A 21,116-nucleotide genomic window follows, 5' to 3' on the forward strand; every position below is an offset into this window, starting at 1 on the left:
CTCCTTACTGCATAATCCGATGCACCGAATAGACATCTTTCACACGTTTGATCCGTTCTACAACGGCTTGCAGATGATCCGTATTACGAATCAGAATTGTGACGTGCACCAATGCTAATTTATTTTTATCTGTCCGTCCTGTAACGGCAGATATATTAGTTTTACTTTCGGATACAGCCTGAAGTACCTCGTTAAGCAAGCCATTCCGATCATGGCCTGTAATCTCAATATCCACACTGTAACTTGCTTCGATATTCTCTTCCCACTCGACCTCAATAACACGTGCTGCTTCTTCACCGTCTGCACTTGTCGGGATATTCGGACAGTCACTACGGTGTACGGAAACGCCGCGTCCGCGTGTAACGTATCCGATAATGTCATCTCCAGGTACAGGATTACAGCATCTTGCGAATCGAACAAGCAGATTATCGATGCCTTTGACACGAATACCGTTGGTTGGTCGATTTCTGCGCTCAGGTGCAGGTTTCAGCTCGCGCATCTCGGAATTTAATTCCAGCAAACTGGACTCTTCCTGCTCTTTACGCAGTTTTTCGGTTGCTTTGGTTACAATCTGTGCAGCAGTAATCCCACCGAATCCAACAGCCGCAAGCATGTCATCAATATCATTAAACGCATATTTTTTGGCAGCTTCCATCAACTTGTCATCCGTCATCCACGCAGAAGGATCAAGCCCCATGCGTTTCAGTTCACGCTCACAGCTCTCCCGACCTTTTTCAACGTTTTCTTCACGGCGTTCCTTCTTGAACCATTGCTTGATCTTCGCTCGTGCATGAGAAGATTTCGCAATTTTCATCCAGTCCTGGCTCGGTCCGTAAGAATGTTTGGACGTCAAAATTTCGATGATGTCACCTGTCTTCAGATGATAATCGAGCGGAACAATCCGACCGTTTACTTTGGCGCCAATGGTACGATTACCAACCTCTGTATGGATTCGATAAGCAAAATCCAAAGGAACAGAGCCGATTGGCAATTCAATGACTTCTCCTTTTGGCGTAAATACAAATACCAGATCCGAGAAGAAATCCATTTTGAGTGACTCTACGAATTCTGATGCATCCTGTGCTTCGTTTTGAAGTTCAAGAATTTCACGGAAGAACGTAATCTTATCTTCAAAATGATTTCCGTTCGCAGCGCCTTCTTTGTAGGCCCAGTGGGCAGCAATACCAAATTCAGCAGTCCGGTGCATATCCCATGTCCGGATCTGTACTTCCGTTGGTTCGCCATTGGGACCAACTACCGTTGTATGCAGCGATTGATACATATTCGCCTTTGGCATCGCAATGTAGTCTTTAAAGCGTCCAGGCATCGGTTTCCATAGCGTGTGTATAATTCCCAGGGTAGCATAACAATCCTTGATATTATCCACAATAATACGGATCGCAAGCAGATCGTAAATTTCGTTAAACTGCTTGTTTTTGGTGGTCATTTTCTTGAACACGCTGTAGATATGTTTCGGGCGGCCCGAAAGGTCTGCCTGAATTCCCATCTCATCGAGCTTGTTCGTAATTCCATCCATAACCGTATCAATATATTGCTCCCGTTCCGCACGTTTTTTGTGCATCAGGTTTGCAATTCGGTAATACTGCTGCGGATTCAAATAACGGAGGGCGATGTCCTCCATTTCCCATTTGATTGCAGAGATACCCAAACGGTTTGCAATCGGACAGAAAATTTCCAGCGTCTCATATGAAATCCGGCGCTGGCTTTCTTCCGACTGAAACTTGAGTGTCCGCATATTATGCAGACGGTCAGCCAATTTAATCACGATGACACGGATGTCCTGCGCCATGGCGATGAACATTTTGCGGTAGTTCTCGTTCTGCTGTTCTTCCTTGGAGCGAAACTGAATACGTTCCAGCTTCGTCAAGCCGTCAACAAGCATGGCACACGTATTGCCGAAATGATTGCGGATCTCTTCAAGTGAGACCGTAGTATCCTCTACTACATCATGAAGAAGCGCTGCTATTATGGAGATGGTGTCCATCTGCATGTTCACAACAATGTCGGCAACCGCAAGCGGATGCAGAATATACGGTTCTCCCGATTTTCGCGTCTGTCCATGGTGGGCCTGATCAGCAAATTCGTAAGCTTCTCGTATGCGCACCAGATCGGGTTCTTTGATATATGCCCCGGCCTTCTCGAGTAATTGCTCTATGCCCATTCTGATCTGTTCCGTGTCCTTTCTATACCAAATGGAACCCGTGACAGTGCTGCAACACAGGTTCCCCGTAAAAGTAATTTCCTATAATTATGACGCTTCGCCCGTTTCCCGTCAACTGCTGACGAATAAGAGCGCTTATCCAATTTTTATATTGGTGATCTGAATTACTTCTAACCCGTTTCCCTATGACTCACAGGGGATTGGAAGTATTTCTTATTTTCTTATGTATTATTGCCGTTATTTGCTGAAATAGAAGGAAAATTCATGAAAATATAAATTCCATGGCTCTGCTACGTCAAAAATGTTATTGCTTAATTAAGAGAAACTCTGTAATCTATTGAAAGTTTGTGTTTCGGAAAAGGAGATGAAATTCATTGCAACGCGAAATTCAGGTTAATCAAAAGATGCCACTCGGCTCAGGTTCACTGCTTAGCCTTCAGCATTTGTTCGCCATGTTTGGCAGTACGGTGCTTGTACCGAACCTGTTCGGTGTCGACCCTAGTATGATATTGCTGATGAACGGAATTGGAACCCTGTTGTACATACTGATGTGTAAAGGAAAAATCCCCGCCTATTTGGGTTCCAGCTTTGCTTTTATTGCTCCTGTCACATCAGTGTTAAAAACACATCCAGAGAACGGCTACTCCATGGCTCTTGGCGCCTTTATCATAACAGGTATTGTTTTCTGCCTGGTAGCTCTCATTGTGAAATATGCGGGAACAGGCTGGATTAACGTGGTATTCCCACCAGCGGTTATGGGCGCCATCGTTGCTCTGATCGGTCTGGAGCTTGTACCTGTTGCAGCTGGTATGGCCGGATTGATTAATTCCGATCCGGTAGCTAATCCCAACTGGGTTCCTCAGGCGAAACCTATTATACTCTCCATGGCCACACTCGGGATCACTGTCATTGGTGCCGTAACATTCCGTGGATTTCCCAAAATCATTCATATTCTAATCGGTATTGTAGTGGGTTATATCCTTGGTTATTCTATGAATCTGGTCGATAAACAGGCTATTGGAAACGCTGATTTCCTCTCACTACCAACCGTAACCACTCCTACATTTGACTGGTCTGTTGTCTTTACCATTTTACCTGTAGCACTCGTAGTTATTGTAGAACATATTGGACATTTGCTTGTAACGAGCAGCATTGTAGGCAAAGATCTCTCGAAGGATCCTGGGCTTCATCGTTCCCTGCTTGGTAACGGCGTATCCACCATACTGTCAGGGTTTGTAGGATCAACCCCGAATACAACCTATGGTGAGAACATCGGTGTTATGGCTCTGACTCGTGTATACTCCACATACGTTATTGGAGGCGCAGCGGTTATTGCAATTGTACTCTCCTTCTCAGGAACATTTTCGGCGCTTGTAGCCAACATTCCTGTACCCGTTATGGGCGGCGTATCCCTTCTTCTGTTCGGGGTAATTGCGGCATCCGGTCTGCGTATTCTGGTTGAACAGAAAGTTGACTTTGCCAAACCAACCAATCTGATTCTCACTACACTTGTACTGGTCATCGGACTGAGTGGTGCAGAAGTTATCTTCTACGGTGTTCATCTGAAAGGGATGGCACTCGCAACCATCGTTGGAATCCTGATGAGCTTGTTGTTTAAGCTGTTTGAAGTGCTGGGTTGGTTGAATGAAGACTCCAGAAAACAGCCTATTACTGAAAAAACACCTGATTAATTTCCATCATATACACATCAAAAAGCCTGTTCTTCCAACCGTAAGGTTAGGGAGAACAGGCTTTTTGATAATCATTAATGCTGTATATTATTTCCCGGGAAAAGGGAAAAGCAATTCAGGTTTTAATCACAACACTCCAAGTGGAGATTTAAAACTTAGTAGTTCATCAATGTGAATACATCGATTTTCTCTGGCAATTTAGCACGACCATTCAGATCAGACAGTTCGATCAGGAATGCAGCTCCGACAACGTTCCCACCCAATTGTTCAATCAAGTTGATGGAAGTTGCAATCGTTCCACCCGTTGCGAGAAGATCATCTGCGATCAGGACATTTTGACCTTTTTCAATCGCATCTGTGTGCATCGCGAGTGTATCCTTGCCATACTCGAGATCATAACCAACTTCAATCGTCTCTCCAGGCAGTTTTCCACTTTTGCGAATCGGAGCAAAACCGACACCAAGAGCATATGCCAGAGGGGCGCCCACAACGAAACCACGTGCTTCAGGTCCAGCAATAACGTCAATTTTGAGATCAGAAACCATCACTTTCAGTTCATTGATCGCATTGCGGTACATTTCTCCATCCTTCAACAATGTTGTAATGTCCTTAAAGCTGATTCCCGGTTGTGGAAAGTCAGGAATGACACGAATATAATCTTTAAAATCCAAAATAATCTCCTCCTAAAATAAATACACAAACTTCCATCTAAGATACGCCCTTCATCCGGGATATCATCCATTGTGTCAGTTGCGGTGTGGCTGCATCCAGCATCACCTGTTCTATCTCAGCCATATTTTCGAGCGCCTGATAGTGACGTGAAGCGGTTAGTTCACGCTTAGGCGGGTTATCCACAAACGCAATTTTGCCGTTATCACGGGTAATGAAGGATAACTCTTCGAATACATCCAACATCATCGTAATCATGCGCGGCGAACAACCACACTGACGACTGAGCACAGGAGTAATCTCTTGTTCCTCCACGGGTTCAGCTTTCCATTTCAACACCTGCATATAAATACGCTTAAAGAGTTCTCTGGAAGGCATCTGAAGGCGATCTCGGCGGTTGCCTGATCCGTGCAGAAGGATGATATTCTCAGCTCCACTGAACAAAGCCAGCATGGCATCAAGTTGTTCCGGGGTTTCCGGCGTATCAAACACAAATAACGTCCGGACTTGTTCCTGTCCATAATGCTGTGCAGCAGCATTACACGGAAATAACCCGACCTTTCTATCATATACCCAAAGGCAAGGTTCATACAATGAATTTCCCTCGGAAACATCTGTTTCTTTCCGAACAATAGCACCAACAGAACCTGATTTATATCGCAGATGCACCTCAAGTGAGCTCAAGAAATGCTTCATTGCATTTAGTGGCTCGGCATTACCGCGTAAATCAAACACTTGGACCTGAGGAACATGAATGTCCTGAAGCATCAATTGAGGTTTTCTCATCCCATTCCATTCATTGATGGACAGTTCCCCCATCACATCAATAACGGAACCCGGGAGAAGAAACTCTGCTAACGCTCCCTTGCCAAAAGCGACGGTTTCCAGTTGCAGACCATCCTGCTCCAGAACCAGTTTCAGATGGCGTTTCTCTCGTCCCATTGTTCTGGTTTCCTTCACAGTCACACTTCTCAATACAAACCGTGGCGAAGGATTGCTCATCCCGAAAGGCTGCAATCTGTCGATCTCCTGGATCACTTTCAGCGGAACATCACTAATTCTGCATTCATCATCCGCAAGACGTTGAGGTACAAAGTCCTCTTCGGTCAACACGGTTGCAGCAAACTCATTCAACCCCACCTCAAGTTCTTCCAGTTGATCCCGATGCAGGGTCATCCCTGCAGCAGCCGGATGTCCTCCGTAATGATCCATGGTGTGTTTGTTGACTGTGAGTGCCTCATAGATATCCAAGCCCTCAATGGAGCGCGCAGAGCCTTTGCAGACTCCACTCTCTGGATCAATCCCAAGAATAAGTGTAGGTCGGTAATAGCGGTCCAGCAATTTGGAAGCCACAATACCAACCACTCCGACATTCCAGCCTTCACCAGCCAATACGATTACATCTGGAACGGATCCAGAACGAAGCTGTATCTTTTGTTCCAACTGTGCCGTTGCTTCTTGTAATATGCCCTCTACGACTTGCTGCCGTTCCCGATTCAATAGATCAAGCTGACCGGCTAGCGTATGAGCTTCATCCAGATTCTCGGTTGTGAGCAGCGACACCGCCCGTCCCGCATGGTCCAAACGTCCACTAGCATTAATACGTGGTGCCATGGCGAAGGCAATATTAATCGAGGTCACCTGACTCTGATCCACACCACTGATTTCCAGCAACGCACTTACACCTGGAAGACGCGAGCCACGCATGGATTCTATTCCATAACTGACGATAACCCGATTTTCACCTTCCAAAGGCATCAGATCGGCAACCGTACCGATAGCGGCAATCTCCATCCATTCACCGGGCACTTCCCCGATCAATGCCTGAGCCAGCTTTAAGGCTACCCCCGCACCTGCCAAACCTTTAAAAGGATACGGACATCCCGGAAGTTTCGGATTAATAAGTGTATAAGCTTCCGGTAAAATTTCAGGTGGTTCGTGGTGGTCTGTCACAATGACCTCGATGCCCAGCGTTGCCGCATAGGCAATCTGTTCAACAGCACTGATTCCGGTATCCACGGTAATAATCAATGAAACGCCCTGTTGATGGGCCCAATCCAACGCATGGTTGTGCAATCCATACCCTTCATTCGAGCGATGAGGGATATATATATCATACGAGGCCCCAAGATGACGCATCAGGTGGATCATCAGCGATGTACTGGATACGCCGTCAGCGTCATAGTCCCCATAGATTAAAATATGTTCTTCCCGCTCCAAAGCCAGTTTAATTCGAGGGACAGCTTCATTCATGCCGAGTAGCAGATACGGATCATGCATCTGATTCAGATCAGGATGCAAAAAACGTTCGGCCTCCTTCTCATTGTGCACTCCTCGACTCACAAGCAAACGTCCAACAAGGGGTGAAACGGAAAGCGCCTGCGAGAGTCCCGCAGCCGCCTCCAGATCGATATTCGGTGTATTCCACCGGTATTGCGAATAAAGCAATGATAACGCTCCTTTCCTGATCTACTGGACCCGCGCTTCACTACTGAATTAATGTCGCTTCGTGATCGGGCAGTTCATGATTGGATTTATAAGGATAGCCTGGATCATAAGGTATCGCTTGAATCTGTACTTCTTTCACATGACTGAAACGGGTTAGCAGTAGAGTCTTGGCCCGATTAGCAATCTCCTGTGCTTCCAGTATTGAGATTCTCGGATTCACACTAATGACCAGCTCAATCGTAACGTCATGTTCCTGTTCACGTGCAACCAAATGCTCAATGGTAATGATGCCATATACCCGCTGTACGGTCTCTTTGAAATCTGATGCTTCTTCCTGCTCCAGCTCCTGAACGAGTGAACCATAGACTGTGTCCACAATCATTCGGTAACCCTTGTGAAGCACAAAACAGGAAGCAATCAACGCAGCCGTGGGGTCCAGGTAGAGCAGCATGCTCAAACCCGTCTCTTCACCAGCCATCGATCCTATAATGCCGATTAACACGGTGAGCGAACAATAGAGTGCACGGCGATGTTGCTGTGCATAGGCCAGCGCCTGAGACTGGTTTCGTTTACGGAAATATCTGTACTGAAATTGAAAAATCGCTTCTTTCACAGCCAGAGCTGCAACAGCCACCAAAAGTACCGACTTGCCGGGTGCTTCCGGTTCACTTCCGGATAGACTGCCCAATGCGGAGATGGCAAGCTGTAAACCACCCATGAGGATCAGCACAGATAACAATACTGAGATCCCGGGTCTAGCAACACGTGAATGTTCTTTAAATCGTCCCCTGCGAGCCTTGCTCTTATCGCGTACAGACTTGGAGGGAAAGAGACCAGCCAGGGCAGAACCAGCTTCAGAAGCAGAATATAAGCCGTCAGCGAGCAATGATTTGCTGTTTGCCATATAACCGACTCCCGCTTTGATCACCGCAAGTCCCATATTACCGGCAATACCGCTCCATGTGGCAGCCTGGGCAGATGGGATATGTTCTCTGGTCATGAATATTCCCCCTTAATTCTGTACATAAAGTTGCAAAACCGCGCCTGGCAGACGCGGCTTCACAATAAGATGTTTAGTTAGATTCTTTAGCTACTGTTTTTGGCTTATCCACTTGTTTACCTTTGAGCGTGAACCATAATGGTGCTGCTATAAAGATGGAAGAGTAGGCGCCGAACAGTGTTCCAATAACCATCGCAAGTGAGAACATACGAATGGATTCTCCGCCAAAGATAAACAAACAAAGTGAGGCAACAAAAACAGTAAATGTTGTATTTAGTGAACGAGTCATTGTTTGTGACAAGCTGCGATTAACTACTTCACGCAAGTCAGCTTTAGAAGACTTTTTGGCAAATCTCAAATTCTCACGAATCCGGTCAAAGATAACGATCGTATCGTTAATCGAGAAACCAACAATAGTAAGAACGGCCGTGATAAAGGTCAAATCGACTTCCAAGCGGAAGATCGAGAACACGCTTATTACGACAAATGCATCATGGAACAGTGAAACCACCGCTGCCACAGCAAAACGCCACTCAAACCGGATCGCAACATAGATCATGATTCCGATACTTGCAATGAGTACTGCGTAGATCGCGTTGCGCTCCAATTCTTTGGCCATCTCCGGATCAACGGTATTTACTTCATAGGAAGCCGATGCATCCAGTTTGCTAAATTCCTGTTTAAATTTGCTCTCTTGGGTCTCATCCAATTCATTGGAGAAACGAACATTTACACGGTCAGCCCCCGGTGTAATGGTAACATCACCCTCATCAACACCGATGTCCTTAACGATAGGTTTAATCTGCTCCGCTGTGATTACTTTGGATACCGAAATATCCACATTCGATCCAGCACGGAAATCAACCGCATAATTCAACCCCAGAGACAAGAGGCTAATAATACCTGCAATTGTCAAGATGATGGAAAACGTATAGGCAATCTTGCTACCTTTAACATAGTCATAATTCCAATTAAAGCGCACGAATTTCACTCTCCTTCACTCCGAAGTACTTAGGCTTCTTCAACACGTTACCCCGTACAAGCAGGGTCAACAGGAAGCGGGAGAAGAAAATATTCGTGATAATACTGGTGACAATATCAAAAATCAGCACGAGTGCAAAACCTTTAACCGCACCTGTTCCCAAGAAGAACATAACAGCCGCTGCAATAATGGTCGTGATGTTGGAGTCAATGATTGTTCGGAAGGAATGTTTACCACCCGCTTTAACCGATGACAAGATCGACTTACCACTGCGCATCTCTTCTTTAATCCGTTCGTACGTGATGATGTTGGCATCCACCGCCATCCCTATACCCAGGATAAACGCAGCAATACCTGGAAGGGTAAGCACGAATTCTCCTAAATAGAAGATTGCAAGTACCAGCCACGTATGTGTAATCAAGGCAAAACTCGCGATAATACCAGGAATGCGATAAAGCCCAATCATGAACAATAGAATAATAACGGAACCAATCAATCCCGCTTTAATGGTCTGATCCAGAGAAAGCTTACCAAGTGTTGCACCAACACTTTGTGAATATTTCTCTGTAAGTTTCAGTGGCAATGCACCCAGGTTAATGGTGTCACGAAGCTGGTTTGCTTCGTCACGTGTGTAAGCACCCGAAATCTGAGCGGAACCATCTGTCAACTGTTGTCTAACGGTTGGAGCAGATAGAAGCTCATCGTCCAAATAAATAGCGAGAGGTTGTCCGATCAAACGTTTGGTAATCTCGGAAAATTTGGCTTTGTCTTTCACTTGAATGTCAATCATCGGCTCATTCAATTGAGTGAACACAACTTTGGCTGCATTCTCAACAAATTCATTTCCGCGAAGCTCAATTTTGGTGTATTCGCCTTCCTTGTCGTTCTCAGCTTTACTACGGAAGGTCAGAACAGCCGGCTCTTTCATTTTGGCTCTAACTTCAGCCTCATCCGTAACCCCTGCCAACTTCAATCGAATCCGGTTGCTTCCTTCAGTGGTTACCTCCGGTTCGCTTGTTCCGAGCGCATTGGCGCGGCTTTCAAGGCTTTTGGCCGTTTGCACCAAAGATGCTTTGGTGACTTGTTGACCTGCTTCGAGCGGCTCTGCTTCATATAAGATCTCGTAGCCTCCCTTTAAATCAAGGCCCAAGCGTATATTTTTGAGCAGTTCCGGGCTTGTTCCCACCATTACCCCTGTGGTGACAAGCACGACCAGAATGAAACTGATAATTCTTTTCATGCCGTTCCTAGATCCCCTTTCGTTCTCAATATTCCTATTATAGCGATGCCGTAAAAAGCAGTCAATTTTCAACAAAAAAGATCCCTTTCGTCTAGAAAGAGGACCCCCGGTATGCAGACACGGTCATAAAGTTCATAAAGCTTGTTGCTTTCAGTGACAAAATGTCGTTCACCAGCTGGTGAAGCGGTGGAATGCCCTGTTTTTCATATTTATGACTGACGCAATTCCAGACATCTTTGCTGGTGACATATTCGTAACCGACAAGCCTTAATTCCTCCGCTTTGCTACGGCAGAGCATCTCTATTGACTGTTCCAACTCCACATCATTCATTTCTTCCAACGGGGAGCCTCCCTTCGTACATCCAAGCCTTTATGCGGCATCAATATTACATGATTCGACTTCGCCTGATCATATTCCTTCTTGCTGAATATGGTTCTTTTTGTTAATCGTGTCCAAGTTGTCATGAGAAGATAAAGGACTGGCATAGGATGAAGAACAACGGCTTTGTCCCGTTTATGTTGATAGCCTGTACTTTCAACCGGGAAAGAGGGGTAGTCTTGAAGAAACAGACATTTATCCAGGGGGCCATGATCCTGCTCGCGGCAGGCATAATTAATCGAATACTTGGTTTCATTCCGCGCATTGCGCTGCCACGAGTCATTGGTGCAGAAGGTGTTGGCATCTACCAATTGAGCTATCCCTTTTTTATTGTACTGGTGACATTAATTACGGGTGGTATTCCGCTCGCCGTAGCCAAGCTCGTAGCCGAAGCTGATACCGGTGCCAATCGTTATTCCCCTCAGCGAATCCTGCAAGTAAGCTTAAGCTTTACGTTGACTCTGGGTGTTGTATTCATGTTTTTGTGCATCCTGTTTGCACCCTGGGTTACCAAGTACGTGCTCACAGATGAGCGGGTGTACCATACGTTCGTTAGTATGAGCCCCATGATTGCCATTATCGCCGTATCTGCTGTTTACAGAGGGTATTTCCAAGGTAAGCAAAACATGATGCCTACTGCCATTTCATCCATTGTTGAAACCGTCATTCGTATCGTCTGTGTCATTTGGTTTGCCTGGCTTCTCCTCCCCCACGGTATTGCCCAAGCTGCTGCTGGTGCCATGCTGGGCGCACTCGTTGGAGAATTCGGCGGTATGCTTGTACTCTTGTGGAAGTATAACAGGCAGAAGAAAGAGTTACCGCTCGCTAAACAACAGAACATGCCCAATCTCACAACCAAACCTTTAAACCCAATACCTTCAGTTCTGAAAGAAACGGGTACTCCACAGCCCGGATTAATCCGGCGTTTGCTTGCAATCTCTATTCCTGTTACAGCAGGCCGATTGGTTGGCTCCTTATCCTATCTTGCCGAAACTATCGTTACTGCCCAGAGTCTGGCTCTGGCAGGCATATCCAAGGGACTTGCTACAGCACAATATGGTGCATTACAAGGTATGATTATTCCTTTGTTGCTGTTGCCGGGGGCACTAACCTCATCGCTCGCGACATCACTTGTGCCTTCACTGTCCGAAGCTTCTGCCCAGGGAGATCGCGCACTCATTCACAAAAGAATGCATCAGGCCTTACGCTTGGCACTTGTGACAGGTGCTCCGTTTTCCGTGTTTATGTATGTGCTTGCCGAACCGATGTGTCTTGTTCTGTATAATGATGCATCGATCGGAAGCATGCTGAAGCTAATGGCTCCTTTTGCTTTGTTCATTTATATTCAAGCTCCTCTTCAAGCTGCGTTACAAGCTCTTGACCGTCCAGGTAAAGCACTGCTGAATACGTTTATCGGTGCGGTTATCAAAATCACCTTAATTTTAACACTCGCTTCCCGGCCCGAGTATGGCATCTTCGGTGCGGTTATTGCTATCTGTGTGAATTCTACTGTGGTTACCCTACTACATGCCCAAAGCGTACGTAAACTGCTACAATTCCGCTTTAAGATCATGGATTGGGTCAAGACGGTTGCCGGAATGTTTATCATGGGAGCAGCGACCCTGCTGGTATACGAAGAGACTGCCATGATACTGCCTTTTTGGGTCAGGATGCTTCTCGCTCCTTTTGTAGGGCTTATCGTGTATTTCATCGTCATGGGCTGGACGAAAATGATTGACTTTCATGATCTGTCCCGTGCTCCTTTTATAGGTTCATGGTTCAAGCGCCGTTCAGGCAAATGATTTTCATTTTTTATCATCTTTTGGACTGACATATATCTTCCCATTGTGGTCAATGGAGCATATAAATACATCTTTGAAATCCAAAATGCCATTATGCTGGATCTGATTTTTTAGCCAAAATCTCGTTTTCTGGATGAGCTCCAGATTCTGATCCTGGACTTTACCATCCATAATCAGAGGCAACGGCAGACCTTCATATTTGATATTTGGAAATCCATCTATTTGGTTTTTTCCTGTTTTGGATTTGCTGGAAGAAGACTCTTCTGAGTCAGAATCAGAAGAACTGTTACTGCTGCCATTAGAAGCATTTTGATCTTTAGGAAAAACAGTCAGCTTACCTGTGGTCTCCAATATTGCGAAATCAACCTCACCAATACTATCTACATTTTGTTCTCGGAGCTGTAATAACAGATCATCCAGGTTATATCGCTGTTTGCGCATCTCATCCCGATGAAGAACGCCTTTGGAGATCAATACGGTAGGTTTGCCATCAATCATCAAACGGAGTCTCCGACTCTTCAAACCGACAAAGGCCATTCCGATTTGCACGATGATAACCGTCAACATAGGTGCAATGCCATGAGACAAAGGTTTATCTATATCTTCAATCACAAAGGCAGCCATCTCAGCGAGCATAATTGAGACGACCAGATCAAACATGGATAACTTACCTATCTCGCGTTTGCCCATAACCCGGATAGCACAATACACAAGGAAGTACATGAGAATGGTTCGAAAGATATGTGATCCGACATCTGGGAAGTTCACAACAGGGGTCCTCCTTCGAAACTGAGTTTTTTACAGTTAGCTGTAGTGCAATCCCTATTTTGACCTGAACCTTATATGCTCATGCAGAAATAATCCGTTCATTTAATGGAAATTCAGTTCATAAGTCCAAAGGCTTGACCATACACTGTATTAACTTATAACTTGTACAAGGGGGTTGCTTCATGCAATTGATCCGCCGCTTGGTTTCGTTTCGAGTGTCCAATCCGATTCTGTCAGGCCTCTGTCAAGCTTTTGTATGGATGTTTATCGGGGCATTAATCCTCTCTTTGTTTCTCTGGATGAGCGGAATGCGGGAACAGGACCTCTCACTCTATACCTATGTTGTTCATGGCTTGTCATTATTGGTTGGTGGTTTTGTGGCAGGCAAACGTTCTGGTGAAAAAGGATGGTACTACGGAGGCATTACCGGAATTGTATATGGACTCCTTGTGCTATTGATCGGATTTCTCGCGCTGGATGCTTCGTTTAATTGGAAGGATAGTTTACAACTGCTTAGCGCGTTCTTCATTTCAGCTCTCGGTGGCATGTTCGGTGTTAATACGCATCGCTCCTAACTGACTGGTAAAGAACATCGACCTTCCCTCATAAATCAAAAAAGAGAACCGGTTCTCCAAGGAGATCCGGTTCTCTACTAGGGAATACGCCACAAACGCACCCTCGTTATTCTATGTTACAGTAACTATTCAACAGCCGTATCACGAGCTACAGCCGTGCTGATTGCATTACGGTCAAATGTAAGCTTAGTTACATCGTTTACACGCAATACAACCACATCATCCGTAATCTCAGCGATCGTACCGTGAAGGCCACCAATCGTTACAATTTTATCGCCTTTTTTCAATTGGCTCAGCATGGAATTCCGTTGCTTTTGCTTTTTGTTCTGTGGACGAATCATTAAGAAGTAGAAAATCGCAACCATGAGTACTAAAGGTACAATCAAAGATACGATCCCACCGCCTTGCGCTCCTGCTAGAGGCATTCCTTGAAACATTCAAACTCCCCCTTATCGACTATACATACAGATATTGCTTGTTACGCCGGTTTCCTCAAAACTCAATCAGAAACCTTTGTCATTGTCATGAAGACCATATTGATCGAAAAATTCATCCCGGAAATCAAGCAAACGATCTTCCATAATGGCTTTACGTACATTACGCATCAAATTCTGCAAGAAATGAAGATTATGGATCGTTGTCAAACGCAGGCCAAATGTTTCATCTGCTTTGATCAAATGACGCAGATAAGCTCTGGAATAGTTGCGACAAGTGTAGCAATCACATTCAGGATCTAATGGTCCAAAATCGGTTGCAAACTTGGCATTACGAATTACCAGACGTCCTTGGCTGGTCATCGTTGTTCCGTTACGGGCAATCCGAGTAGGCAGAACACAATCGAACATGTCCACTCCACGAATAGATCCCTCAATCAACGCATCGGGCGAACCTACCCCCATCAAATAACGTGGTTTATTGGACGGCAACAAAGGTAACGTATAATCCAATACACCATACATCAAATGTTTCGGTTCTCCAACACTCAGTCCACCAATAGCATACCCCGGGAAATCCATGGAAGTCAAATCTGCAGCGCTCTGACGGCGAAGATCTTCATGCATGCCTCCCTGTACGATGGCAAACAGACCTTGGTCATGCGGACGAGCGTGACTTTCGAGACAACGTTCTGCCCAACGGCTTGTTCTTTCGAGTGATTTTTTTACATATTCATATTCAGCCGGATACGGTGGGCATTCATCAAAAGCCATCATAATATCGGAGCCAAGTGCATTCTGGATTTCCATCGCCACTTCAGGAGAAAGGAACTTCTTGTCTCCATTCAGATGAGAACGGAAGTTAACGCCTTCTTCCGTAATTTTGCGCATCTCGCTGAGAGAAAACACTTGGAATCCGCCGCTGTCCGTCAGAATAGGACGGTCCCAGTTCATGAATTTGTGCAGTCCGCCAGCTTCACGGATGATTTCATGTCCTGGTCTCAGAAACAGATGATAGGTATTACTCAAAATAATCTGAGCATCCATTTCTTTCAACTCTTCAGGGCTCATTGTTTTGACAGTCGCCTGTGTACCTACAGGCATAAAGGTTGGTGTCTCAATAACACCGTGAGGTGTATGTACACGTCCCAGACGTGCACCGGATTGTTTGCAAGTTTTGATATGTTCATACGTAATTGCTGCCATTGGTTTTAATCATCCTCTAAAAGTTAATCGTTATACCGTTATACTAATATATCAACATGGCATCGCCGAAGCTGAAGAACCGGTATTTCTCTTGGATGGCTTCCTCATATGCCTGCATAATATGTTCCCTGCCTGCTAGTGCACTAACCAACATAACCAACGTGGATTTCGGGAGATGAAAATTTGTAAGCATCCCATCGATCACTTTGAAGGAATAGCCCGGATAGATAAAAATGCTGGTCCATCCGCTGCTCGCTTGCAGTATGCCATTTTCAAATTTGCTGCCTACCGTTTCCAAAGTCCGGCAGCTCGTTGTCCCAACCGCAAAAACACGGTGTCCATTCTCTTTGGTCTGGTTAATCAGATCTGCCGTTTCTTGTGACAAAGAGTAATACTCCTCATGCATGACATGATCTTCAACAACGTCAACCGACATCGGTCTGAATGTTCCCAGTCCTACATGAAGCGTAATGAAGGCCACATTAACACCTTTCGCACGAATCTGATCCAACAACTCATCCGTAAAATGTAATCCTGCTGTAGGTGCAGCCGCCGATCCTTCATGCTTGGCATACACGGTCTGATACCGTTCGCGGTCATCCAATGTCTCCTTGATATAAGGTGGCAACGGCATCTCACCCAGACGATCCAGAATCTCTTGGAAGATTCCATCATACGTAAACGTAAGTGTACGTGCCCCCATCTCGCCCTCTTCTTCAATGATTGCCTTGAGTTCCTCACCAAATACGATGACTGAACCGGCTTTCAGCTTTTTACCCGGCTTAACCAGTGCTTCCCACTTGTCACCTTCCACATTTTTGAGCAATAACACTTCCGCTTTTGCTCCGGTATCTTCTTTTGTACCGAATAGACGGGCTGGTAGAACACGTGTATCATTCAGAATCAATGTATCGCCGGGATTCAGAAAATCGATGATATCAGGAAACGTTTGATGATTAATCTCACCGCTATCTTTGTTCAAGGTAAGCAAACGGGATGCCGCGCGATCAAGCAACGGCGTCTGTGCTATCAACTGCTCTGGTAATTCAAAATCATATAAGTTCACATTCATTTAGTTTCATTCCTTAACAATAGTCGCATTTTGATAATAGTGTTTCAATATTGCCTGGTAATCATACCCTTCATCTGCCATGCCTTTGGCTCCCCATTGGGACAAGCCCAATCCGTGGCCATTGCCCTGACCGATGAACATGAAGGTCTGACCCTGCGTTACCGCTCTCGCTTGACCATCACCACTCATAACTACAAGTGCATTACCGGATGATGTTCCTGCGCCAGAAGAAGACAATATAGAGGCACCATTTGAGCCGGTTTTACTGGCTGTTTTGCCGTCAGCGCCTAATACAGTATAACTTCCGGTCCCTGCAATATCAAATAAAGTACTCGGTAATCCACCGAGCGCAGAGCGGTATGTATCGGCATATTTCACCGTCATAGCCTGTCCATTGGCAGTGACTTCAAGTGCTCTTCCGGAAGGTCCACGCTTGGTTACTTCCAAGGTTGAGATTGAAGCAGGAACAGATGCTGTTGTTTTGCCCTGAAGGGATTTAACCAACTGGGCAGACGTGAAAGGTCCTCTCACCCAGGCATAATCGTTGGATTGAGCCACTTTTGCCAACACAACAGCTTCGTTCCCTGGATTCATTTTGGCTACAGGTTCCACGGTGGATTGAATTAACGGAACGGAACGCACATTGGTATTCTGAGCCGTTACCGTCACTTTTGCCAGTCCCGCATTGGTCTTGGTCGTTAATTCTTTGATGTTGTCCTCACGAATGTACCCGCTAACGCCTGAACTGAGCAGCACATGGTACCACATATGTAATCCTGCCTGGGCTGATGCATCACCCGAGCTAACTACATTGGTGAAAACACCTGCTCCACCGTTCCATACCTCAGAAGGATGAGCCGTCTGGCCACCCGCATTGGAGGAGAACACAGCTTCGATGATTTTACCACCGCTCTTGACCACTTCTCCAGTAGTTGCATCCACTGCGCTGGTTACTTTATCGTTCTCCGAACCAATCCCGTTATAGGCTTGGCTGAGCGTTGTATCCACGACATTGGCAATTTTGAAACGTTCACCCTGTTGAAGCGCGTAGGATCGAGCCGCTACAGCTTGAACTTTCAGAGCCTCAGCAGGCCAGGAGGAATACACCTCTGCCCCAACGACAGAGTACAGATATTGCTCCAGTGGAACGACATTGACCAACGCCAGATCACCACTTACGATGCTGATTTCCATATCTCCACGATACGTTCGCTGGGAACGTTCCACTACTTTGATGCCATTGTCATTCCCTTGTACCAATGCTTTGGATTCAGTACCTGCAATGGTGTAATGCGGAGCTGTTTTCAGTGCATCCGTACTTAATCCCGCATCCTGACGGATGATGAGCCCTGCACTATTGTTGACAGGTGAAAGGCTTACCCCTGGAGCTTTGGCTTCCACACTGTTCTTCAATGCGGTTAATTCCGCATCCGTTGAAGCTTCACCCACCCATACCGCATAGGCTTGGCTTCCTCCACTCAGTTGAAGGACTGGATAGACACTACTAACCCCCGCTGATAAAAGGTTGGCTTGTGCTGCCTCTGCTTCCTGAATCGAACCATAGGTTCCAGCAGACAGGCGTTTACTTCCCGTTACAGTTGGCTTTTGACCAGCCAATTGAGCTGCTGCTACCTTTTGTACTCGTGTAACAGCTTGTCCTGCCAGTGCCTCCGTTGCATAGTTGCCTGTGTAGAGCTGGTAAATGGCATTTCCATTCACAGACGTTGTGAACAGCAACGGTTTATCTGCGGTTGCCTGCAACAATTTTGCTGCTGCAGATGCTGCCTTAAAGTCCGCTGTTTCCAACACCTTTACTCGGAATCCATCTGCACTGAAACGGACCTGTCCTGCCGGAAGGTTTACATATGCGCCGCTCTCCGATTGGATGCTCCATTGTCCTGTCGATTCAAGCGTGATGAGTGGTGTAGTTGATTTATACGTACTGCCCAGATTCGCAAACATGGCTACACGGATCGTCTGTCCATCATTTCCTGCTGCATATGCAGGCACTTGAAGACAACCTACTGTCAAAAGAGCTGCCGCCAGTACCTTCAATCGACGACTCCACTTCTTCGTTCGTATTGCTTTTCCCACAATCAGACTCCTCTCCATGCATTTCTTCCACTTTATATCGGGTTAACAAGTGATTATTTCAATGTTTATGATGAATGTTCAACAGATTCGACTATTTACCGTCTCTTGGTGGAACAGGTAGACCCAAATGATGATAGGCGAGATCTGTTACGATCCTGCCCCTTGGTGTACGCTGAATCATACCAATCTGAAGCAGATACGGTTCATAGACATCCTCTATCGTCTGACTTTCTTCACCAATCGTAGCAGCAATGGTATCCAGCCCTACCGGGCCTCCCCGGAAGCTGTTGATCATCGATTTGAGCATTTTGTGATCAATCTCATCCAGGCCACGCGGATCAATCTGGAGACGTTGCAGCGCTTCTTCTGCCAGTGTCTGCGTTATAATTCCATCACCACGCACCTGTGCAAAGTCACGTACTCGTTTTAACAAACGGTTCGCAATCCTCGGTGTCCCACGTGAGCGCAATGCAATCTCTTGCGCAGCATCTCCCACAATCTCCACACCCAAAATTTCGGTAGAGCGTGAGACGATATAAGCCAGCTCATCAACCGTATAGAATTCCAATCGACTGATAACACCAAATCGGTCTCGAAGTGGAGCAGACAGCAAGCCAGCACGCGTTGTAGCCCCAATCAGAGTGAATGAGGGCAGATCCAGCCGAACGGAACGTGCACTTGGACCTTTACCAATCATAATATCCAATGCCGAATCCTCCATAGCCGGGTACATGACTTCTTCAACCGTACGATGCAAACGATGAATCTCATCAATAAACAAGACATCACCTTCCTGCAGATTGGTTAACAATGCTGCAAGATCACCCGGGCGTTCAATAGCCGGGCCTGACGTGGTTCGTAAATTAACACCCAATTCGTTGGCAATAATATTGGCAAGTGTTGTTTTACCAAGTCCAGGTGGTCCATATAACAAAACGTGATCCAATGCCTCATTACGAAATTTGGCAGCTTCAATATATATCTTTAAATTTTCCTTCACCTGATTCTGCCCGATATACTCATTCAGATACCGGGGACGAAGACTCAACTCAACATTTTGGTCCTCCATCATCAGGTTCGCGGAAATAATCCGATCATCCATGTTCATCCCTACCTTTTTTTGCAGGCTACAGCTATATTATAATATGCAATTTGGATTATCCCGTAAACAGCATTTGCAGCGCCTTTTTCATCAACACATCAACGGAATCTGCTGTAGTAACATCCTTTTTCAATTTGAGCCACACTTTATCAAGCTCACTGTCAGTATACCCAAGTGCCTTGAGACCTTCACGTGCCTCATCCCAGGCTGAACCACTTCCCGACTCTTCCGATGGAGGAGCGAACAACCCTGTTGCATACGCTGCCGCGCCAAAACTATCCAGCTTATCCTTGAGATCCAGAATCATGCGTTGTGCAGTCTTCTTGCCGATGCCTGGCAATTTGGTTAAGAACGTCAGATTCTCCTGGTAAATCGCTGTAACCACATGTTCTGGTGTACCTCCAGCGAGTATGCCCAGAGCTACTTTTGGACCGATACCGGATACTTCAATCAGTTTACGGAACAAACGCTGCTCATCCCGTGTAACAAATCCAAACAGCAACATCGCATCCTCACGCACATGATGGTGAGTGTACACGGTAATTTCGCCTTCTTGCTTCGCAAATGCAAATGGATTCGGACAGAATACGCGATATCCCACACCATGAACATCCAGCACAATATAATCATTCTCTACATGAATGAACTGTCCTCTTAGAAAATCAATCATTTTCGCAATACCTCATTCAACTTGGAATTTAATGTATAAGAGTGTGCGTGGCACACGGCTACAGCCAATGCATCCGCTACGTCATCCGGCTTAGGAACGACCTGAAGACGCAAGAACATTTTGACCATTTCCTGTACTTGCTTCTTCTCTGCTTTACCGTACCCCACAACAGCCTGCTTGATCTGCATTGGCGTATACTCTGCAATAGGCAGACCCTTCTGTGCGGCAGCGAGTACCATAACTCCTCTAGCCTGACTCACAGACATCGCTGTTGTAACGTTCCGATTGAAAAAAAGTTTCTCCAGCGCTACTGCGTCCGGTTTGTATTTATCAATCAATTGCACCATACCTTCATATACGTGAAGCAACCGTTCCTCTTCAGGGGTATGAGCTTCCGTCTGAATACATCCATATTGTACGGGTACCACCTTACTGCCAATTTTATCCACAAAACCAAAACCAACAATCGCAATCCCCGGGTCAATTCCCAAAAAACGCAAAACCATCTCTCCCTCACAAAAGCGAACATATGTATCGTTCATTTCATTATAACAAAAGATAGACCCTGCGGCAGGAAAAACTTTGTCTAACTAACTACTCGTCTTTATTCGCGGATTTTTTACATGTTTATTCGTATTTTCATGTATAGCAGTTCAAACGACAAAAAGGACATCTCTTTGATGTCCTTCATCATATTCCACGTATTTTGGATTCTATCGCTTGGTTACATAAACCACCAATGTTATTGCTATTGCCACCATCGTTTCAGTAATTCACAATCTTAATATTGTAGGTGAGGACG

At 45.8% G+C, this 21,116-nt stretch carries 18 protein-coding genes; 3 read left to right on the forward strand and 15 right to left on the reverse strand.

Translation table 11 applies throughout. The features are described 5' to 3' along the window. Nucleotides 1–4 precede the first annotated feature (4 nt). Nucleotides 5–2,182: a bifunctional (p)ppGpp synthetase/guanosine-3',5'-bis(diphosphate) 3'-pyrophosphohydrolase gene (locus NST33_RS24380; protein ID WP_339305454.1), complete on the reverse strand. Its 2,178-nt coding sequence runs from the start codon at nucleotides 2,180–2,182 to the stop codon at nucleotides 5–7. 374 nt (nucleotides 2,183–2,556) lie between these two features. Here NST33_RS24380 and uraA point away from each other — a divergent pair, with 374 nt between their 5' ends. Next, nucleotides 2,557–3,873 (forward strand): uracil permease, encoded by a 1,317-nt coding sequence (gene uraA, locus NST33_RS24385; protein ID WP_237176939.1) that lies wholly within the window; start codon nucleotides 2,557–2,559, stop codon nucleotides 3,871–3,873. Between the two features lie 155 nt (nucleotides 3,874–4,028). Here the strand turns inward: uraA and NST33_RS24390 are convergent, their stop codons facing one another. The 6 genes from NST33_RS24390 to NST33_RS24415 form a co-directional block, all read right to left on the reverse strand. Next, a complete protein-coding gene (locus NST33_RS24390; protein ID WP_091020472.1) occupies nucleotides 4,029–4,544 on the reverse strand; it encodes an adenine phosphoribosyltransferase in 516 nt (171 codons plus the stop codon). A gap of 37 nt (nucleotides 4,545–4,581) precedes the next feature. Continuing rightward, complete coding sequence (recJ, locus tag NST33_RS24395) at nucleotides 4,582–6,990, reverse strand: single-stranded-DNA-specific exonuclease RecJ (RefSeq protein ID WP_221824763.1); 2,409 nt, start codon at nucleotides 6,988–6,990, stop codon at nucleotides 4,582–4,584. A gap of 40 nt (nucleotides 6,991–7,030) precedes the next feature. Next, nucleotides 7,031–7,990: a cation diffusion facilitator family transporter gene (locus tag NST33_RS24400; protein WP_076252964.1), complete on the reverse strand. Its 960-nt coding sequence runs from the start codon at nucleotides 7,988–7,990 to the stop codon at nucleotides 7,031–7,033. A gap of 73 nt (nucleotides 7,991–8,063) precedes the next feature. Next, nucleotides 8,064–8,972, reverse strand: coding sequence for a protein translocase subunit SecF (gene secF, locus NST33_RS24405; protein ID WP_339305456.1), 909 nt, complete (start codon nucleotides 8,970–8,972; stop codon nucleotides 8,064–8,066). Next, nucleotides 8,962–10,212 carry a protein translocase subunit SecD gene (gene secD, locus NST33_RS24410; protein WP_237176936.1) on the reverse strand — a complete coding sequence of 417 codons (1,251 nt, stop codon included), beginning with the start codon at nucleotides 10,210–10,212 and terminating at the stop codon, nucleotides 8,962–8,964. Before secD ends, secF begins: the two co-directional genes overlap by 11 nt. A gap of 91 nt (nucleotides 10,213–10,303) precedes the next feature. Beyond that, complete coding sequence (locus NST33_RS24415) at nucleotides 10,304–10,543, reverse strand: post-transcriptional regulator (protein WP_036617497.1); 240 nt, start codon at nucleotides 10,541–10,543, stop codon at nucleotides 10,304–10,306. A 227-nt stretch (nucleotides 10,544–10,770) separates the two neighbouring features. On the opposite strand from NST33_RS24415, the gene spoVB reads away from it, so the two are divergent. Further along, nucleotides 10,771–12,393 (forward strand): stage V sporulation protein B, encoded by a 1,623-nt coding sequence (gene spoVB, locus NST33_RS24420; RefSeq protein ID WP_339305459.1) that lies wholly within the window; start codon nucleotides 10,771–10,773, stop codon nucleotides 12,391–12,393. 3 nt (nucleotides 12,394–12,396) lie between these two features. On the opposite strand, the gene NST33_RS24425 is transcribed toward spoVB, so the two are convergent. Beyond that, nucleotides 12,397–13,161 (reverse strand): DUF421 domain-containing protein, encoded by a 765-nt coding sequence (locus NST33_RS24425; RefSeq protein ID WP_339305461.1) that lies wholly within the window; start codon nucleotides 13,159–13,161, stop codon nucleotides 12,397–12,399. Between the two features lie 182 nt (nucleotides 13,162–13,343). On the opposite strand from NST33_RS24425, the gene NST33_RS24430 reads away from it, so the two are divergent. Then, a complete protein-coding gene (locus NST33_RS24430) occupies nucleotides 13,344–13,736 on the forward strand; it encodes a TIGR04086 family membrane protein (RefSeq protein WP_017686772.1) in 393 nt (130 codons plus the stop codon). Between the two features lie 125 nt (nucleotides 13,737–13,861). On the opposite strand, the gene yajC is transcribed toward NST33_RS24430, so the two are convergent. From yajC to ruvC, 7 genes are all read right to left on the reverse strand, one after another. Then, complete coding sequence (gene yajC / locus NST33_RS24435) at nucleotides 13,862–14,173, reverse strand: preprotein translocase subunit YajC (protein WP_036616875.1); 312 nt, start codon at nucleotides 14,171–14,173, stop codon at nucleotides 13,862–13,864. A 66-nt stretch (nucleotides 14,174–14,239) separates the two neighbouring features. Further along, the gene (gene tgt / locus NST33_RS24440) at nucleotides 14,240–15,376 is read right to left on the reverse strand and encodes a tRNA guanosine(34) transglycosylase Tgt (RefSeq protein ID WP_076212514.1); all 1,137 of its coding nucleotides are present in this window, start codon (nucleotides 15,374–15,376) and stop codon (nucleotides 14,240–14,242) included. Nucleotides 15,377–15,419: 43 nt separating this feature from the next. Further along, nucleotides 15,420–16,448, reverse strand: a complete 1,029-nt coding sequence (gene queA / locus NST33_RS24445) for a tRNA preQ1(34) S-adenosylmethionine ribosyltransferase-isomerase QueA (RefSeq protein WP_221824766.1) — start codon at nucleotides 16,446–16,448, stop codon at nucleotides 15,420–15,422. 6 nt (nucleotides 16,449–16,454) lie between these two features. Continuing rightward, nucleotides 16,455–18,542, reverse strand: coding sequence for a SpoIID/LytB domain-containing protein (locus NST33_RS24450; RefSeq protein WP_221824767.1), 2,088 nt, complete (start codon nucleotides 18,540–18,542; stop codon nucleotides 16,455–16,457). A gap of 91 nt (nucleotides 18,543–18,633) precedes the next feature. Further along, nucleotides 18,634–19,644: a Holliday junction branch migration DNA helicase RuvB gene (gene ruvB / locus NST33_RS24455; RefSeq protein ID WP_221824768.1), complete on the reverse strand. Its 1,011-nt coding sequence runs from the start codon at nucleotides 19,642–19,644 to the stop codon at nucleotides 18,634–18,636. Between the two features lie 55 nt (nucleotides 19,645–19,699). After that, nucleotides 19,700–20,314 carry a Holliday junction branch migration protein RuvA gene (ruvA, locus tag NST33_RS24460; RefSeq protein WP_036616866.1) on the reverse strand — a complete coding sequence of 205 codons (615 nt, stop codon included), beginning with the start codon at nucleotides 20,312–20,314 and terminating at the stop codon, nucleotides 19,700–19,702. Next, nucleotides 20,311–20,814, reverse strand: coding sequence for a crossover junction endodeoxyribonuclease RuvC (ruvC, locus tag NST33_RS24465; protein ID WP_017686765.1), 504 nt, complete (start codon nucleotides 20,812–20,814; stop codon nucleotides 20,311–20,313). Before ruvC ends, ruvA begins: the two co-directional genes overlap by 4 nt. Nucleotides 20,815–21,116 lie beyond the last annotated feature (302 nt).

The organism is Paenibacillus sp. FSL L8-0435 (assembly GCF_037965655.1).
In the GTDB taxonomy this organism is placed as follows: Bacteria; Bacillota; Bacilli; order Paenibacillales; family Paenibacillaceae; genus Paenibacillus.

Coding starts and splice junctions, on each gene's coding strand:
- NST33_RS24380 (WP_339305454.1), bottom strand. CDS start 2,182: ATGGGCATAGAGCAATTACTCGAGAAGGCCGGGGCATATATCAAAGAA.
- NST33_RS24400 (WP_076252964.1), bottom strand. CDS start 7,990: ATGACCAGAGAACATATCCCATCTGCCCAGGCTGCCACATGGAGCGGT.
- secD (WP_237176936.1), bottom strand. CDS start 10,212: ATGAAAAGAATTATCAGTTTCATTCTGGTCGTGCTTGTCACCACAGGG.
- NST33_RS24415 (WP_036617497.1), bottom strand. CDS start 10,543: ATGAATGATGTGGAGTTGGAACAGTCAATAGAGATGCTCTGCCGTAGC.
- NST33_RS24430 (WP_017686772.1), top strand. CDS start 13,344: ATGCAATTGATCCGCCGCTTGGTTTCGTTTCGAGTGTCCAATCCGATT.
- yajC (WP_036616875.1), bottom strand. CDS start 14,173: ATGTTTCAAGGAATGCCTCTAGCAGGAGCGCAAGGCGGTGGGATCGTA.
- tgt (WP_076212514.1), bottom strand. CDS start 15,376: ATGGCAGCAATTACGTATGAACATATCAAAACTTGCAAACAATCCGGT.
- queA (WP_221824766.1), bottom strand. CDS start 16,448: ATGAATGTGAACTTATATGATTTTGAATTACCAGAGCAGTTGATAGCA.
- ruvB (WP_221824768.1), bottom strand. CDS start 19,644: ATGGATGATCGGATTATTTCCGCGAACCTGATGATGGAGGACCAAAAT.
- ruvA (WP_036616866.1), bottom strand. CDS start 20,314: ATGATTGATTTTCTAAGAGGACAGTTCATTCATGTAGAGAATGATTAT.